The organism is Pseudorhodoferax sp. Leaf274 (assembly GCF_001422445.1).
Classification (GTDB): Bacteria; Pseudomonadota; Gammaproteobacteria; order Burkholderiales; family Burkholderiaceae_C; genus Pseudorhodoferax.
Map to the genome: position 1 here is coordinate 635,951 of NZ_LMNA01000030.1, position 16,906 is coordinate 652,856.

Below are 16,906 nucleotides of genomic sequence, written 5' to 3' on the forward strand. Positions count from 1 at the left end.
CCGCCCGAAGCCGCTGGCGCGCCCCCCCGGGGGGCAGCGGACCTCGCGAAGCGGGGGAGCGTGGGGGTTGTTTCATTTCAGTCCTCCTCGAATCCGATGGTCTTCATGGCGGCCTTGAGCGACTTGGCGGCACGCGCATAGCCCTGCCAGGGCGCGTTGCCCACGTCCAGCCGCTCGTGCACGTTGCGCACGGTCCATTGGTCGCTGCTCTTGAGCGCCGCGAGCTCGTCCCAGGCCAGCGGCACCGAGATGCCCATGCCCGACCGCGTGCGCGCCGACCACGCGCACACGGTGGTGGCGCCCTGGCCGTTGCGCAGATAGTCCACGAAGATCTTGCCGACACGGTTGCGTGGCCCGCTCTTGGCGACGAAGCGGTCGGGGATGGTGCGCGCCAGGTGCTGCACGATGGCCTGCGCGAAGCCCTTGGCGTTGACCCAGCTGTGCAGCCGCTTGACCGGCACCACCACGTGCAGGCCCTTGCCGCCGCTGGTCTTGAGGAAGGCCGGCAGGCCCAGCTGATCCAGGAAGGCGTGCACGACTTCGGCCGCTTCCTGCATCTGGCGCCAGCGCACGCCCTCGCCCGGGTCCAGGTCGAACACCAGCCGGTCGGGCCGCTCGAACGAGGCGGCCAGCGCGTTCATGGAATGGAACTCCACCACGTTCCACTGCGCCGCCGAGAGCAGGCCGCGCTGGCTGGCCACGGCCAGCAGAGGCGCGTGCCCGGGGTCCAGCGCCGGATCGAGTTGGCGCAGCCCCGGCAGCTTCTCGATCTCGGCGTGCTTCTGGAAGAACAACTGCCCGGCGATGCCGGACGGTGCGCGCGCCAGCGCCACTGGACGGTTGCCCTTGAGGTGCTCCAGCATCAGTTCGCCGACCAGCGCGTAGTAGCGCACGAGGTCGAGCTTGGTGATGCCGGTGGAGGCGTCGACCACGCGCTCGCCATGCGTGACCTTCAGCCGCGTGGAGAGGGCCTGGTCACCGCTGTCGCCCGGCTTGTGGTGCCGCGTGGCCTTGGGCGGCGGCGCGGCGCGCTCGCGCACGATGGCCTTGGCCGGCTTGTCGCTGCGCATGCCGTGGAACACCGCATGGCGGATGCGGCCGCTGCGCGTCCATTCGCCGAAGCTGACCTCGGCCACCAGCTGCGGCTTGACCCAGTGCGGCCGGCCCTCCACGTCCGTGGTGTCGGCCAGCGGGCTGCGCGGCGTGGCCAGCTCGCCGAGTTGGCGTGCCAGCTTCTTCAGCGTGGCCTGGTCGAAGCCCGTGCCGACCTTGCCGGCATAGACCAGCTGGCCATCCTTGTCGTGCACGCCCAACAGCAGCGCGCCGAAGCCTGCCCGCGTGCCTTGCGGGTCGGTGGTGCCGACGACGACGAACTCCTGGCGCTGGCTGCACTTGAGCTTGATCCAGCTGTCGCTGCGGCGCGAGACATAGGGCGCATCCTTGCGCTTGGCGATGACGCCCTCCAGGCCCAGCTTGCAGGCCGTGCCCACCACCTCCCCGGGCGGCGCATCGAAGGTGGCGGAGTAGAAGACCTGGTCCGACTTCTTGCCCTCCAGCAGCGACTGCAGCAAGGCACGGCGCGCCTGCAGCGGCTGCTCGCGCAGGTCGTGGCCGCCGCAGTACGGCACGTCGAAGAGGTAGTAGACGATGGCCTGCGTCTTCGACGCATCGAAGGCCTGCTGCAGCGCGCCGAAGTCGGGCAGGCCGTTGGCATCCATCACCACGATCTCGCCGTCGTACCAGCCTTCGGGCAGGTCCAGCCGCAGCAGCTCGGCATGCAAGGCCTTGAGCTTGTGCGTCCAGTCGTTGCCGTTGCGCGTGAACAGCTGCGCCTTCTGCTTCTTGCCACGGCCTTCGAGCCGCGCGAGCAGGCGGTAGCCGTCGAACTTGATCTCGTAGACCCAGTCGGCCGCATCGGCCGGCGGCCTGGCGGCCAGCGTGGCGAGCTGCGGGGCCAGCAGGGCGGGCAGGTCGGCCTGCGGCAGTTGCACCGCCTTCGGCGCCGCGGATGCCGAGGGCGGCGCTGGCGCCTTCACGCCCTTGACGCTGTCGGGCATCTCGTCGACCACGCTGAACTCGGCGGCCGGCCGCTCGAACGCATCCTTCTCCTTGACGAGCAGCCAGGGCGGCTGGCTCTCCTTGCCCTTGCCGTGCATGCGCACCAGCGCCCAGCGGCCTTGCAGCTTGTGCCCATGCAGTTCGAACTTGAGGTTGCCCTTGCGCAGGCCGTCGGCCGGATCGCCCACGGGCTTCCAGTGGCCCTTGTCCCAGACGATGACCTTGCCCGCGCCGTATTGCCCTTCGGGAATCTGCCCTTCGAAGCTGGAATACGAGATCGGGTGGTCTTCCACCTGCACCGCGAGCCGCTTGTCGTGCGGATCGAAGCTCGGCCCCTTGGGCACGGCCCAGCTTTTCATCGTGCCGTCGATCTCCAGCCGGAAGTCGTAGTGCAGGCTGCTGGCCCAATGCTTCTGCACGACGAAGCTCAACGCGCCCGCAGGCGAGCGCTTGCCGCCGCTGCGCGGCTCCGAAGTGCGGCGGAAGTCGCGCTTGGCGTGGTAGATCTTGAGCGCTTCCATAGGTTCCAGCTTGCCGCGCGCGCCGGCCCGCGCCTGTCATCGCGCAACGCCAAGCCCTGTCAGCCGCCGCCGTTCGCCTGCTTTGGCCTACAGGCGATGGCAGGCTTGGCCCACATGCGCCGGCCGTACCGCCTGCGACCATCGAACCTCCAGGAGATCGCCACATGAGTGCCTTGCCCCAACCCCATGGCCCGCGCCATTTCTCCATGCTGCGCGGCTTCCACCTCGCGGACTTCTTCACGCTGGGCAATGCGGCCTTCGGCATGGCCTCGGTGTTCCTGGCGATGCAGTACCTCATCACGCGCGACACCACCCATTTCCTGCTGGCGGCGTTGATGACGCCCATCGCCTTCGTGTTCGACGTGCTCGATGGCCGCATCGCGCGCTGGCGCCAGCAGCACTCGGCGTTGGGCCGCGAGCTCGATTCGCTGGCCGACATCGTGTCCTTCGGCGTCGGCCCGGCCACGCTGGGCTTCGCGGCGGGCCTCACGGGCGGGTGGGACATCGCCATCCTCGTCTACTTCGTCTGCTGTGGCGTGAGCCGGCTGGCGCGCTTCAACGTGACGGCCGAGACGCTGGCCGAGGGCAGCGAGGGCGGCAAGGTCAAGTACTTCGAGGGCACGCCCATCCCGACCAGCGTGGTGCTGACGGCCGTGCTGGCCTTCGCCGCCTGGCAGGGCCGCATCGGCGACGGGCTCTACGGCGGCGCCTGGATGCTGGGGCCGTGGCAGTTGCACCCGATGGCGCTGCTGTTCGCCTTGTCGGGCACGCTGATGGTCAGCAAGACGCTGCGCATCCCGAAGTTCTGAACACCGGCCGCAACCGCCTGCTGGTCAGGCGAACGACCATTCGAGCAGTCCGTCGGCCGCGCCGGCCACCCGTCCCATCCGGCCGACAGGACTCGCATCTGCATCGGTCAGCACGGCGATGCCGGCCGCATCCGCGCCGGACAGCCGCGCCATGAGCCGGCCACCGCCCTTGGTGCGCGCGATGACGACGCCATGGGTGGCTGCGCCGTCCCGGCCGTAGATGACGGTGAAGGTCTCCAGGCGCGCGCTGCCGCTGTGCTCCAGCACCAGCGGCGGCACCGGCCCGCGCCGTGCGTCTGCTGCGGCCTGCACGCTGTAGTTCTCGGACAGGGCGCCGTGCGGCGACGGGCCGGCGCCCAGCACCAGCGCGTGGTGCTTCGTCACGTACTCGCCCTGGCCGTACAACAGCGCGGCCTTGCCGGGCGCGGCACGCAGCGCGCGCACCAGGCCGCAGGCCGCATGCGTCATGTAGTTGTTGAGCGGTGCGCCGAAGAAGCTCAGCCCGCCGGTGGACGTCATGCGTGCATCGGCCGCCAGGCCCAGCGTGCGCCGCGCCATCTTGGGCACGACCGGAAAGCAGCTGTACAGCTCGAGCATGTCGAACGCGGCGGCGTCGCCGCCGGCGTGGGCCAGCACGGTCTCCATGACCAGGTCCTGCGCATGCGAGCCCACGTAGTGGTCGCGCTGCAGGTAGTCGCGCGGCTCGCGCGCGGCCGCGCCGCCCCAGATGTGGACCCAGCGCGCCTCCGCAATGCCCAGCGCGCGCGCACGGCCCACGCTGGTCAGCACCACGGCCGCGCCCATGTTGACGACCGGGTTGGCCACCATGTGCTTGGTGTAGGGCCAGGCGATCAGCCGGTTGGCGGGGCCGGGCTCGGCCACCTCTTCGGGCGTGAAGCGGCGCTGCAGCCAGGCATGCGGGTTGCCGGCGGCGACCTCGGAATAGCGCGCCCACAGCCGGGCCGATTCTTCGTGCGCCGCGCGTGGCGTGAGCCCCCAGTGCGCGAGCGTGGCGTTCTCGTAGAACGGGTAGATGGTGGTGGGCATGAAGGCGCCCAGCTGCACCGCCACGGGATGGCACAGCACGGTGCCACGCACGAGCTTGACGCTGTCGTCGCGCGGCGTCCAGGGCAGCGCCACGCCGGCCTTGGCCGCGGCATCGACGGTGTAGCGCGCTTCGGCGCCGACGATGGCGGCCACCTGGCTCTCGCCGCGCGCGATGCGCAGCGCCGCCTCGTGGATGAAGCGCACCGGCGATTCGCCACCGGTCTCGCCGTAGACCAGGTGGGCCGGGCGGCAACCCAGCCGCGCGGCCAGCAGGCCCGGCGCGTCGGTGTAGGGCCAGGAGTATTCGCAGACCACGTCGAGTGCGTCGAGGCCGGCCAGCAGGGGCACACCGGCGTCGTGCTCGGCCGCGCGCAGGGACTGCTCCATCAGCGCCAGCGGTTCCAGGCCGGGCGGCGCCTTGCTGCGGTGGATCGCCTCGCCGATGCCGACCAGGATGGGCGTGTTGTCGGCCAGCACGCGCGTCATGCGTCGACGGCCTGCAGTGCGGCCACGCGGCGCAGGTGCCAGGACACCGGGCCGAACAGGCCCTCGATCAGCGTGGCGCGGCGCATGTAGTGGCCCACGGCCAGCTCCTCGGTCATGCCCATGCCGCCATGCAGCTGCACCGCCCCCTGGCCCACGGCCTTGCAGGCCTTGCCCGCGGCCACCTTGGCCGAGGACACGGCGCGCGCGCGCTCGGCCGGCGCGACACCGCCGGCGGCCAGTTGCCCGCCCACGTGCGCCGTCAGCGCGATGGCCTGCTCCAGCGCCATGTGCATGTCGGCCAGCCGGTGCTGCACGACCTGGAAGCTCGACAGTGTGGCGCCGAACTGTTTGCGCTGGCGCACGTAGTCCAGCGTGTCGCGCAGCAGCCGGCGCATCACGCCGAGCGATTCGGCGCAGACGGCCAGCGTGGCCTCGTCGAGCGCCTGCTCGATCTGCGGCAGCGCCGCGCCGGCCTCGCCGAGCAGCGCAGAGGCGGGCAGTCGCACGTCGTCGAAAGCCAGTTCGGCCGCGCGGTCGCCGTCGCGCAGCGGGTAGCCGCGCAGGCTGAGGCCCGGCGTGTCGCGCGGCACCAGCAGCAGCGACAGGCCGTGTTCCGCGTCCGCTGCGCCATCGCTGCGCGCGCTCACGATGAAATGGCTGGCCCAGGGCGCGGCATGCACCACGGCCTTGCGGCCGTCCAGGCGCCAGCCCTGTGCTTCGCGCGTGAGGCGCGCCTGCACCCAGGCGCGGCTGTGCCGGCTGTCGGGCTCGCTGTGCGCGAAGGCCAGCACGGCGCGGCCCTCGACCACCTGGGCCAGCAACGCGTCGGCTTGCGGACCGGGATGGCGCTGCAGCAGGCCGGCGCCAATGACCATGGTCGACAGGTAGGGCTGGGCCGCCAGCGAGGCGCCCAGCGTCTCCATGATGGCCAGGTGCGCGGCCAGGCCCTGGCCCAGGCCGCCCTGGGCTTCGGGCAGCGCGGCGCGCAGCAGGTCGAGTTCACGCGCCAGGCCCTGCCAGAACGGCGGCGGCGCGGTGTCGGCGCTGCGCAGCGCGGCCAGCCGCGCATCGAAGCCGTGGCGGTCTTCCAGGTAGCGGGCCAGGCTGTCCTGCAGCATGGCCAGGGTGTCGTTGTCGTGGGCCATCATCGCCGCCCGGCCGCCCGAAGGCGATGATGCGCCCCCCCGGGGGGGCAGCGATACGCAAAGCGATGAGCGTGGGGGTTGTTTCATGTCAGTTCGCAAGCAGGTGGGCAGCGATCAGGTTGCGCTGGACTTCGTTGGTGCCCGCGTAGATCGAGGCCGCGCGGTCGTTGAGGTAGGCCGACATCGCATAGACCGGATCTTCGGGCACCGGCAGCGGGCCGCCGAGGTCATCGTCCAGCGGCAGGCCCACGGCCGCGTACTGCGCGGCGATCTCCACGGCCACCTCGTCCAGGCGCTGGCGCAGTTCGGTGCCCAGGGTCTTGCCCATGGAAGGGCGGATGCCGCGCGGCTCGCCGCGCATCTGCGCGCGCAGGGCCGCCATGTCCATGGCTTCGATGGCGTCGATGGCGCAATCGAGTTCGGCCAACTGCAGGGCCAGGTGCTCGGCCTCGGCGCCACGGGCATGGGCCTGCGCGAAAGCACGGTACTGGCGCCGCAAGCGCGCGCGCAGCAGCGGCGCCCAGCTGCCGCCACGCTCGTGCTGCAGCAGGTACTTGGCGATCGCCCAGCCCTGGTTCTCCTCGCCGATGCGGCCGGCCACGGGCACGCGCACGTTGTCGAAGAACACCTGGTTCAGCTCGTGGTCGCCCGAGATGCTGATGATGGGCCGCACGGTGATGCCGGGCGTATCCATGTCGAAGCACAGGAAGCTGATGCCGGCCTGCGGCTTGCCGCCCGTGGCCGTGCGCACCAGGCAGAACATGCGGTTGGCGTACTGCGCGTGCGTGGTCCAGATCTTGGTGCCGTTGATGACGTAGTCGTCGCCATCGCGCACGGCGCGGCACTGCAGCGAGGCCAGGTCCGAGCCCGCGCCGGGTTCCGAGTAGCCCTGGCACCAGTAGTCGTCGCCGTTGCGGATGGCGGGCAGCCAGCGCTGCTGCTGCGCGGGCGTGCCGAACGCGATGATGACGGGCGCCACCATGCCGGGGCCCATGGGCGCGCGCGGCGGCGCATCGGCCGCGGCAAGCTCGCTCGCGAAGATGTGGTGCTGCACCGGCGTCCAGCCCGTGCCGCCATGCTCCACGGGCCAGTGCGGCACGCTCCAGCCGCGCTGCGCGAGGATGCGGTGCCAGCGGTTGCCGTCGTGGTATTCGGTGAAGATCCCGCTGCAGCGCCGGCCGGCCTGGCGCAGCTCGGGCGTCAGTTCGCGCGCGAGGAAGTCGCGCACTTCGCCCTGGAACCGCAGTTCGTCGTCGTTCAATGCCCCAGACACAGACCGTCTCCCGGTTGATCGCAAGCCCCGCACTGTGCGCGCGCGCGGCCGTGCGGTGAATCGTCGGAACGGACGACAGCGTCACCGGGGGGACATCTGATCCGGTCCAGCCCCGGCGAACTGATGCTGTCCGCCCCGTACGGCTTGCGGCATCATCGGCAGCCGTGACCCCCTGCCCCGCCACGCGCCCCGCGCGCCCAGCCCTGCTTCTTGCCCTTGCCATGCTCTGCGGTGCCGCCCAGGCCGCACCGCCCACCGTGCAGGACACCATGGCCCAGCGCATGGTGGCCTGCTCCGTCTGCCACGGACCCGCGGGCCGTGCAGGGCCTGACGGCTACTACCCGCGCATCGCTGGCAAGCCGGCCGGCTACCTGTACCACCAGCTGCTGAACTTCCGCGACGGCCGCCGCCACTACGGCCTCATGACGCAGATGGTGGACCTGCTCAGCGACGACTACCTGCGCGAGATCGCGGGCTACTTCGCGGCCTTGGACGTGCCCTACCCCGCACCGGCGCCCACGGCCGCGCCGGCCGCGCTGATCGAACGCGGCCGCCAGCTCGTGCAGCACGGCGATGCCGCGCGCGGCCTGCCGGCCTGCGTGCAGTGCCACGGCGCGGCCATGACCGGCGTGGCGCCCAACGTGCCCGGCCTGCTGGGCCTGCCGCGCGACTACCTCAACGGCCAGCTCGGCGCGTGGAAGACCGGCCAGCGCCGCGCCCATGCGCCTGACTGCATGGCCCAGGTGGCCGAGCGCCTGCCCGATGCCGACGTGGCCGCCGTCTCCAGCTGGCTCGCGGCCCAGCCCGTGCCGGCGCAGGCCAAGGCCGTGGCGCAGCCGCCGGCCGGCAACACGCTGGCCTGCGGCAGCGCGCCCGAGCTGGGGGGCGCACGATGAGACGCCTGTCGCAGGCTCTTGTTGCGCTCGTGTTGTTGCTGGCCGGCGCCGCTGCGCTGGTCTGGTGGCTCAACGTGCGCGGCGAGCCGGACCTCTCGGCCGCCGAGCCCGCCGTGCCCGCCACGCCGGCGCTGGTGGCGCGCGGCGCCTACCTGGCCAAGGCCGGCAACTGCGCGGCCTGCCACACCGCGCGCGGCGGCGAACCCTATGCGGGTGGCACACCCATCCCCACACCGTTCGGCACGGTGTATGGCAGCAACCTCACGCCCGACCCCACGCACGGCCTGGGGGCCTGGAGCGCCGCCGAATTCTGGCGCGCCATGCACCACGGCCGCTCGCGCGACGGCCGGCTGCTGGTGCCGGCCTTCCCGTACACCAGCTTCACCGAAGTCACGCGTGCGGACTCCGACGCGCTGTTCGCCTTCCTGCGCAGCCAGCGCGCCGTGGCCCAGCCCAACCGCGCGCACGGCCTGCGCTTTCCCTACAACCAGCAGGCCGCGCTGGCGGTCTGGCGCGCGCTGTACTTCCGGCCCGGCGAATACCAGCCCGAACCCGCGCAGACGGCCGAGTGGAACCGCGGCGCCTACCTCGTGCGCGGCCTGGGCCACTGCGCCGCCTGCCACACCACGCGCAACGCCTGGGGCGCCAGCAGCGAGCGGCTGCCGCTGTCCGGCGGCCTCATCCCGATGCAGAACTGGTATGCGCCCGCGCTGACGGCCACGAGCGAGGCCAGCGTGGCCGACTGGCCCGTGGACGAGGTGGTGGCCCTGCTGCAGAACGGCGTGGCGCCGCGCGGCTGGGCGGCCGGCCCCATGGCCGAGGTGGTGCTGCGCAGCACCCAGCACCTGGCCCGCGAGGACCTGGTTGCCATGGCGCGCTACCTGCAGGCCTTGCCGCAGCAGCCGGCCCCGCCGCCGCCGGCGCGCGTAGCACCGAGCGCGGAAACCGCCACGCTGGGCCGCCAGCGCTACGAGCAGCATTGCGCCCAGTGCCACGGCGAGCGCGGCGAAGGCGCGGGCCTGGCCTACCCGCCGCTGGCCGGCAACCGGGCCGTGACGATGGCCTCCACGGCCAACCTCGTGCAGGTGGTGCTGCACGGCGGCTTCACGCCGGCCACGGCCGGCAACCCGCGGCCCTATGGCATGCCGCCCTTCGTGCTGGCGCTGACCGACCGCGAGATCGCGGCCGTGCTCACCTACGTGCGCGGCGCCTGGGGCAACGAGGCATCGAGCGTCAGCGAATTCGACGTGAGCCGGCTGCGCGCGAGCACGCAGCGCTGAGACGCAGGCTGCGCCTCAGCCTGTTGCAGTGCGCTCCACCACGTGGCGCGCCATGGCCTGCGCCAGCTCCTGCTCGCCCAGGAACACGCGGCCGGCCTGCTCCTCGTTGAGCAGCCGCGCTTCGGTCTCGCTGTGCGTGCGCACGGCGATCTCGACCTGCGGGTTCAGTGTGCGCGCCACGCTGATCATCTGGCGCACGTTGAGCGAATCGGGCGTGGCGATGACCAGCATGCGCGCACGCGCGATGTGGGCCTGGATCAGCGTGGCCGGCTCGGAGGCATCGCCGAACACCGCCGCCATGCCCTCGCCGCGCAGGCGCTCCACGGTCTCGCGGTTCTGCTCGGCCACGACGAACGGGATGTGGTGCGCTTGCATGGCCGCCGCGATGCGCCGGCCCACGCGGCCGTAGCCCACCAGCACCACCTGCTGCGCCAGGTACTTCTGCTCGGTGTGCGTGGGCAGCTCGGCCATGGGGTCGTCGCGTGCCTCCATGCGGCGCGCGACGGCCGACCGCGCGAGGATCCAGCGCTGCATCGGCTCGGCGAAGTAGAACGCCGCCGGGTTCAGCGCGATGGAGATCAGCGCGCCGGCCAGCACCAGGCTCTGGCCCTCGGGCGGCAGCAGCCCCAGCGAGGCGCCCAGGCCCACCAGGATGAACGAGAACTCGCCGATCTGCGCGAGGCTGGCCGACACCGTCAGCGCGGTGTTGAGCGGGTAGCGGAAGGCCAGCACCAGCGCCGCCGCGGCGATGGACTTGCCGACCACGATGATGCCGACCACGGCGATCACCTGCAGCGGCCGCTCGACCAGCACCCAGGGGTCGAACAGCATGCCGACCGAGACGAAGAACAGCACGGCGAAGGCGTCGCGCAGCGGCAGCGATTCCTCGGCCGCGCGGTGGCTGAACTCGGACTCGCGCATGACCATGCCCGCGAAGAACGCGCCGAGCGCGAACGACACGCCGAACAGCGCGGTCGAGCCGAACGCGATGCTCACGGCCGCCGCCACCACGCACAGCGTGAACAGTTCGCGCGAGCCGGTGCGCTGCACCTGCCACAGCACCCACGGGAACAGCCGGCGGCCGACGATCAGCATCAGCGCGACGAAGCCGCCGACCTGCAGCAGCGTGAGGCCCAGCGTCTTCCACAGCGCATTGGCATCGGCGATCTGGCCGCCGGCCAGCCAGCCACCCAGCGGGGGCAGCAGCACGAGCACGAGCACCATGGCCAGGTCCTCGACCACCAGCCAGCCCACGGCGATGCGGCCGTTGAAGGAGTCGAGCACGCCGCGGCTCTCCAGCGCACGCAGCAGCACCACGGTGCTGGCCACCGACAGCGACAGGCCGAACACCAGCGCCCCGCCCAGGTTCCAGCCCCACAGCGTGGCCAGCGCCATGCCCAGGGCCGTGGCCACGGCCATCTGCACCACCGCGCCGGGCAGCGCGATCTTGCGCACGGCCAGCAGGTCGTCGAGCGAGAAGTGCAGGCCCACGCCGAACATCAGCAGCATCACGCCGATCTCGGCCAGCTGGGCGGCGATCTCGGCATCGGCCACGAAGCCGGGCGTGAACGGGCCGATCACCACGCCGGCCAGCAGGTAGCCCACCAGGGCCGGCAGCCGCACGCAGGAGGCCAGGAAACCGAACACCAAGGCGAGGCCCAGACCGACGGCGATCGTGCTGATCAGGGAGACGCTGTGCGGCATGTCGGTGGTCTTTCGGGGTGTGGCTGTGGTGGCTGGCGTTCCGCGGGCAATTTACAGTAGGCCTGCCGTTCGCCGGCCCCTGAAAAGAAAAAACCCGCCGAAGCGGGTTCAACGTGGCGACACCGGGGCGCGGCGTCAGCCCATGTGCAGGCCGCCGTTGACCGAGAAGTCGGCCCCGGTGGAGTAGCCGCCTTCGTCCGACGCCAGCCACGCGATGATGGAGGCGATCTCTTCGGGCTGGCCCAGGCGCTTGACCGGGATGGTAGCGACGATCTTGTCCAGCACGTCCTGGCGGATGGCCTTGACCATGTCGGTGCCGATGTAGCCCGGGCTCACGGTGTTGACGGTCACGCCCTTGTTGGCCAGCTCTTGCGCCAGCGCCATCGTGAAGCCGTGCATGCCGGCCTTGGCCGCGGAGTAGTTGGTCTGGCCGGCCTGGCCCTTCTCGCCATTGACGGAGGAGATGTTGATGATGCGGCCCCAGCCCTTCTCAACCATGTCGCCCACCACCTGCTTGGTGACGTTGAACATGCTGTTCAGGTTGGTCTCGATCACGGCATCCCAGTCCTCGCGCGTCATCTTGAGGAACATGCGGTCCTTGGTGATGCCGGCGTTGTTGACCAGCACGTCGATGCTGCCGTGCTCGGCCTTGGCCTTGGTGAAGGCCTCGACGGTCGAGTCCCAGGCGCCTACGTTGCCTGCGGACGCGTAGAAGGTGTAGCCCTCGGCCGCCTGTTCGGCGATCCACTTGGCATGGTCGCGCGTGGGGCCGCAGCCGGCGATCACCTTGAAGCCTTCCTTGTGCAGGCGCCGGCAGATGGCGGTTCCGATGCCGCCCATGCCGCCGGTGACGTAAGCGATCTTCTGTGTCATATCAAAATCTCCGTAGTAGGTTCAAACAACCTATCAAGAACTGTACCCAAGATGAAAACCACCCCGCCCCAGGAAAACACTGAAGGTGGTATGCGTTTGTCACCTGGTTCGATGACAGTCCTGCGGCTGCATGCACTGCGGCGGTGCACCATGGCAGGGCTGACAGGTTGCGGCCATGCCATGGGGATGCGGCACACTCGCGCGCATGCAACGCTTCACCATTTCGCTGGACGACGCGCTGGCCCGGCAGTTCGATGAACTGATCGCGGCCAAGGGCTACGAGAACCGTTCCGAAGCCGTCCGCGACCTGATCCGTTCACGGCTGGGCGATGCCTCGCTGGCCGCGCCGCCCCACGCGGCGTTCACGCCCGTGGACCCGTGGTGCGTGGCCACGGTCAGCTACGTGTACGACCACCACGACCAGACCGTGGCCCGGCGCGTGCTGGACCTGCAGCACGAACACCACGACCTCGTGGTGAGCAGCCTGCACACCCACCTGGACCATGACGACTGCCTGGAGACGGCCGTGCTGCGCGGCCCGCTCGCGGCGGTGCAGGCCTGCGCCGAGCGGTTGGTGGCACTGCGCGGCGTGCGGCACGGCGCCATGCACCTGGTGCCGCTGGCGGCTGCGGACCACGGCCACACGCATGCCCACGGCCTGGCGCGGCACAGCCACCTCAAGCCGCTCAGCTGATCAGCGCCCCGTCCAGTTCGGTGCGCGCTTCTCGGCGAACGCGGCCGAGCCCTCGCGCGCATCGGCCGAGCTGAACACCGGCGCGGCGATGGGCTTTTGCCGCTCGAACATCTCGGCCTGGCTCCAGTCGCCCGACTCGCTGACGATGCGCTTGCTGGTGGCCACCGCCAGCGGGCCGTTGGCGGCCACCGCCTGCGCCAGTGCCAATGCGCCAGCCAGCGCCTGGCCCGGCTCGGCCAGGCGGTTCACGAGGCCCAGGGCATGGGCGCGCTCGGCGTCCAGCATGTCGCCCGTCAGCGCGAACTCCATGGCCACGTGGTAGGGGATGCGGCGCGGCAGGCGCATGAGTCCGCCCGCGGACGCGACCAGGCCGCGCTTGGCTTCGGGCAGGCCGAACTTGGCGGCGCGCGAGGCCACCACGAGGTCGCAGGCCAGCACCATCTCGAAGCCGCCGGCCAGCGCGTAGCCTTCCACCGCGGCGATCAGCACCTTGCGCGGTGGCCGCTCGGTGAGGCCCGCGAAGCCGCGGCCCTCCACGCTCGGGCGCTCGCCGCGCAGGAAGCCCTTGAGGTCCATGCCCGAGCAGAAGGTGCCGCCGGAACCCGTGACGACGCCCAGGCGCAGGTCGTCGCGCGCGTCGAGTTCGTCGAGCGCGGCGGCCAGCGCCTCGGACGTGGCACGGTCCATGGCGTTGCGCGCCTCGGGCCGGTGCATGGTCATCACGAGCACGTTGCCGTGCACTTCGGTTTGCAAGCTGTCCGCCATGGCGTTGTCCTTTCGAGTTGGGCCGGGATGCACGATGTCGATGCGGGGAGTTTTAGAAGCTTTGCGCCGCCAGCCTGTTGCCTGTGCGACAGGCTCGGGGTAATCACGGGTGGGTGGCGGTTTGCGGGGCGGGATCATGAATCTTCCTGCCCTTTCCAACGCATCCCATGACCACTCCCCTTGCCGCATGGCTGCCCCCTTTGCCCGGCGGCGTCGCGGCCGACAAGCCCGCGCTCATCGACGGCGGCAGCGGCCATACCCTTTCGCATGGCACGCTCGCGCTGCGTGCCAGCCGCGTCGCCACCTGGCTGTGCGGGCTGGGCCTTGTGCCCGGAGACGGCATTGCGATGCTGCTGGAGAACCGCGCGGAGCTCATCGAACTGGCGCTGGGTGCCGAGTGGGCCGGCCTGTACTACACGCCCATCGGCACGCAGCTCACGCCGGGCGAGATCGGCTACCTGCTGCGCGACTGCGGCGCCCGGGTCTTCGTGGCCTCGCAGAAGATGCTGGACGGGCCGGGCGCGGGCCTGGCCCTGCCGCCCGGCCTCACCCGCGTGCGGATCGACGGGCCACCGGACGGGCCACTCGACGACGCGACCGACAACGTGATCGACGACGCGATCGACGGTTGGCTGAGCTACGAAGCCGCGCTGGCCACCGTGCCCGTGAACGCGCTGGCCGCGGCCTGGGCGCAGCTCGCGCAGCGCCCGCTGGGCCGCGACCTGCTGTACTCCTCGGGCACCACCGGCCGGCCCAAGGGCGTCAAGCGGCCGCTGCCGCCGCGCCTGCCCGCGGGACAGGTCCCGCCCGAGATCGACAGCTGGCGCCAGCTCTACGGCTTCGGTGCCGACACCGTCTACCTCTCGCCCGCGCCGCTGTACCACGCCGCCCCGCTGCGCTACACGCTGCGCGTGATCGCGCTGGGCGGCACGGCCGTGGTGATGCCGAAGTTCGATGCGGAACAGGCGCTGGCCCTCATCGAACGCCACCGCGTGAGCCACAGCCAGTGGGTGCCGACCATGTTCGGCCGCATGCTGCGGCTGCCGGAGCACGTGCGCACGCGCCATGACCTGTCCTCGCTGCGCGTGGCCATCCACGCGGCGGCGCCCTGCCCCGTCGAGGTCAAGCGCGCCATGCTGGATTGGTGGGGCGATGTCGTGCACGAGTACTACGCGGGCTCCGAGGGCGTGGGCATCACGGTCGCCGGGCCGCAGGAGTGGCGTGCGCGGCCGGGCACGGTGGGCCGGGCCCTGGGCTGCGGCGTGCACATCGTCGGCGAGGACGGCGCCGAGTTGCCGCACGGCGAGATCGGCGCCATCTACTTCTCGGGCATGCCGGGAGCCAGCTACCTCAACGACCCGGACAAGACGCGCGGCCTGTACAACGACCGCGGCTGGGCGACCTACGGCGACATCGGCCACCTGGACGCCGACGGCTACCTGTTCCTGAGCGACCGCCGCGCCGACCTCATCCTCTCGGGCGGCGTGAACGTCTACCCCAAGGAGATCGAGGACGCGCTGGCGCCGCATCCGGACGTGGACGACGTGGGCGTGGTCGGCGTGCCCGATGCAGACTTGGGCGAGGTGCCCAAGGCCGTGGTGCGCCTGCGCCCCGGCCTCGTCGCCGACGCCGCGCGCGCCGAGGCGCTGCTGGCCTACCTGCAGGACCGGCTGGGCCGCATCAAGATGCCGCGTTCGGTGGTGTTCGATGCCGACCTGCCGCGCATGGACAACGGCAAGCTGCTGCGCCGCGTGATCAAGGAGCGCTACCGGGATCGGCCTGCGGCCGGTTTTGCGCTGCGGTCGGAACGGGAAGGCTAGAAACGACAAAGCCCTGCGGGGCAGGGCTTTGCGTGGTGGCCTTGCGACCGGTCCTTGGCGGAGAGGGTGGGATTCGAACCCACGGTACCTTGCGGTACGCCTGATTTCGAGTCAGGTACATTCGACCACTCTGCCACCTCTCCTGCATTCCTTGTGGCTGCCCCGGCGGTCGACCCGGGTTGCGAAGCCCGCGATTCTAGCAGGACAAACGTGCGATTCCGCCGAGGTACGGCCGCAAAACTTCCGGGACCGTCACCGAACCGTCCTCGTTCTGGTAGTTCTCGAGAACGGCGACCAGCGTGCGACCCACGGCCAGGCCCGAGCCGTTGAGCGTGTGCAGCAACTCGTTCTTGCCCTGCGCATTCTTGAAGCGCGCCTGCAGCCGGCGCGCCTGGAAGGCCTCGCAGTTGGAGACGGAGCTGATCTCGCGGTAGGTGTTCTGCGCCGGCAGCCAGACCTCCAGGTCGTGCGTGCGCGCCGCGCCGAAGCCCATGTCGCCCGTGCACAGGCACAGCACACGGTACGGCAGGCCGAGCTTCTTCAACACGGTCTCGGCGTGGCCGGTCATCTCGTCCAGCGCGGCATAGCTTTGGTCGGGGTGCACGATCTGCACCATCTCGACCTTGTCGAACTGGTGCTGGCGGATGAGGCCGCGCGTGTCGCGTCCGGCGCTGCCGGCTTCGGAGCGAAAGCACGGCGTGTGCGCGGCCAGGCGGATCGGCAGTTCGGATTCGTGCACGACGCTGTCGCGCACGAAGTTGGTCAGCGGCACTTCGCTCGTGGGGATCAGGTACAGGGCCTGGTGGTCAGGCACAGGCTCTGACTCCTGGCCGCCTTTCTTGGCCGCGAACAGGTCGCCCTCGAACTTGGGCAGCTGGCCGGTGCCCTGCATGCTGTCGGCATTGACGACGTAGGGCACGTAGCACTCGGTGTAGCCGTGCTCCTGCGTCTGGGTGTCCAGCATGAACTGCGCAAGCGCACGGTGCAGTCGCGCGATGGGGCCCTTCATGACCGTGAAGCGCGAACCCGAGAGCTTGACGCCCATCTCGAAGTCCAGGCCCAACGGCGTGCCGATGTCGACATGGTCGCGCGGCGTGAACGCCAGCGGCCTGGGATCCTGGCCGTCGGGGCTCCAGCGGCGCAGTTCCACGTTGCCGTGCTCGTCGGCGCCCACGGGCACGCTCTCGTGCGGCAGGTTGGGAACGGCCAGCAGCAGTTGCTGCAGCTCGGGCTGCAGCTGGTCCAACCGCGCCGCGGAAGCTTCGAGCTCGGCCTTGAGTGCGTTGACCTCGGCCATCACGGCATCGGCGCTCTCGCCCTTGGCCTTGAGCTGGCCGATCTGCTTGGACAAGGCGTTGCGCCGGGCCTGCAGTTCCTCGGTGCGGGTCTGCAGTGTCTTGCGTTCGGTTTCCAGCGCCTTGAAGGCGGCCACGTCCAGGTAGGGCTGCGGGCTCTTGCGCTGCCCGAGACGCGCAACCACGGCGTCCAGGTCTTTTCGGAGAAGGGTGATGTCCAGCATCGGATGATTCTAGTTT

General features: G+C 70.8%; 13 protein-coding genes and 1 tRNA gene. 5 read left to right on the forward strand and 9 right to left on the reverse strand.

From position 1 onward, the window contains the following. Window positions 1–77: 77 nt before the first annotated feature. Complete coding sequence (gene ligD / locus ASF44_RS29690) at window positions 78–2,579, reverse strand: DNA ligase D (protein ID WP_056902847.1); 2,502 nt, start codon at window positions 2,577–2,579, stop codon at window positions 78–80. Between the two features lie 164 nt (window positions 2,580–2,743). Between ligD and ASF44_RS29695 the strand changes: the two genes are divergently transcribed. Next, complete coding sequence (locus ASF44_RS29695) at window positions 2,744–3,388, forward strand: phosphatidylcholine/phosphatidylserine synthase (RefSeq protein ID WP_056902848.1); 645 nt, start codon at window positions 2,744–2,746, stop codon at window positions 3,386–3,388. 24 nt (window positions 3,389–3,412) lie between these two features. On the opposite strand, the gene ASF44_RS29700 is transcribed toward ASF44_RS29695, so the two are convergent. The 3 genes from ASF44_RS29700 to ASF44_RS29710 all read right to left on the reverse strand — a co-directional run bounded on the left by ASF44_RS29700 (window position 3,413) and on the right by ASF44_RS29710 (window position 7,339). Beyond that, complete coding sequence (locus ASF44_RS29700) at window positions 3,413–4,921, reverse strand: acetyl-CoA acetyltransferase (RefSeq protein WP_056902849.1); 1,509 nt, start codon at window positions 4,919–4,921, stop codon at window positions 3,413–3,415. Beyond that, window positions 4,918–6,066 (reverse strand): acyl-CoA dehydrogenase family protein, encoded by a 1,149-nt coding sequence (locus ASF44_RS29705; protein ID WP_235579392.1) that lies wholly within the window; start codon window positions 6,064–6,066, stop codon window positions 4,918–4,920. Before ASF44_RS29705 ends, ASF44_RS29700 begins: the two co-directional genes overlap by 4 nt. A gap of 88 nt (window positions 6,067–6,154) precedes the next feature. Next, on the reverse strand, window positions 6,155–7,339 hold the full coding sequence (locus tag ASF44_RS29710) for an acyl-CoA dehydrogenase family protein (RefSeq protein WP_056902851.1): 1,185 nt from the start codon (window positions 7,337–7,339) through the stop codon (window positions 6,155–6,157). Window positions 7,340–7,560: 221 nt separating this feature from the next. Here ASF44_RS29710 and ASF44_RS29715 point away from each other — a divergent pair, with 221 nt between their 5' ends. Both ASF44_RS29715 and ASF44_RS29720 read left to right on the forward strand, forming a co-directional pair. Continuing rightward, window positions 7,561–8,235, forward strand: coding sequence for a c-type cytochrome (locus ASF44_RS29715; RefSeq protein WP_056902852.1), 675 nt, complete (start codon window positions 7,561–7,563; stop codon window positions 8,233–8,235). Then, entirely contained in the window at window positions 8,232–9,515 is a 1,284-nt protein-coding gene (locus ASF44_RS29720) for a cytochrome c (protein ID WP_056902853.1), read from the forward strand. Before ASF44_RS29715 ends, ASF44_RS29720 begins: the two co-directional genes overlap by 4 nt. 15 nt (window positions 9,516–9,530) lie before the next feature. On the opposite strand, the gene ybaL is transcribed toward ASF44_RS29720, so the two are convergent. Both ybaL and phbB read right to left on the reverse strand, forming a co-directional pair. After that, entirely contained in the window at window positions 9,531–11,219 is a 1,689-nt protein-coding gene (gene ybaL / locus ASF44_RS29725; protein WP_056902854.1) for a YbaL family putative K(+) efflux transporter, read from the reverse strand. A 135-nt stretch (window positions 11,220–11,354) separates the two neighbouring features. Beyond that, window positions 11,355–12,092, reverse strand: coding sequence for an acetoacetyl-CoA reductase (gene phbB, locus ASF44_RS29730; RefSeq protein ID WP_056902855.1), 738 nt, complete (start codon window positions 12,090–12,092; stop codon window positions 11,355–11,357). 205 nt (window positions 12,093–12,297) lie between these two features. On the opposite strand from phbB, the gene nikR reads away from it, so the two are divergent. Then, a complete protein-coding gene (nikR, locus tag ASF44_RS29735) occupies window positions 12,298–12,786 on the forward strand; it encodes a nickel-responsive transcriptional regulator NikR (RefSeq protein ID WP_056902856.1) in 489 nt (162 codons plus the stop codon). On the opposite strand, the gene ASF44_RS29740 is transcribed toward nikR, so the two are convergent. Beyond that, a complete protein-coding gene (locus tag ASF44_RS29740; RefSeq protein ID WP_056902857.1) occupies window positions 12,787–13,551 on the reverse strand; it encodes a crotonase/enoyl-CoA hydratase family protein in 765 nt (254 codons plus the stop codon). It lies immediately after the preceding gene. A gap of 167 nt (window positions 13,552–13,718) precedes the next feature. On the opposite strand from ASF44_RS29740, the gene ASF44_RS29745 reads away from it, so the two are divergent. Beyond that, complete coding sequence (locus ASF44_RS29745; RefSeq protein ID WP_056902858.1) at window positions 13,719–15,371, forward strand: AMP-binding protein; 1,653 nt, start codon at window positions 13,719–13,721, stop codon at window positions 15,369–15,371. 55 nt (window positions 15,372–15,426) lie between these two features. Here ASF44_RS29745 and ASF44_RS29750 read toward each other — a convergent pair. Then, a tRNA-Ser gene (locus ASF44_RS29750) sits at window positions 15,427–15,514 on the reverse strand. 53 nt (window positions 15,515–15,567) lie between these two features. After that, complete coding sequence (gene serS / locus ASF44_RS29755) at window positions 15,568–16,890, reverse strand: serine--tRNA ligase (RefSeq protein ID WP_056902859.1); 1,323 nt, start codon at window positions 16,888–16,890, stop codon at window positions 15,568–15,570. Between the last annotated feature and the right edge of the window lie 16 nt (window positions 16,891–16,906).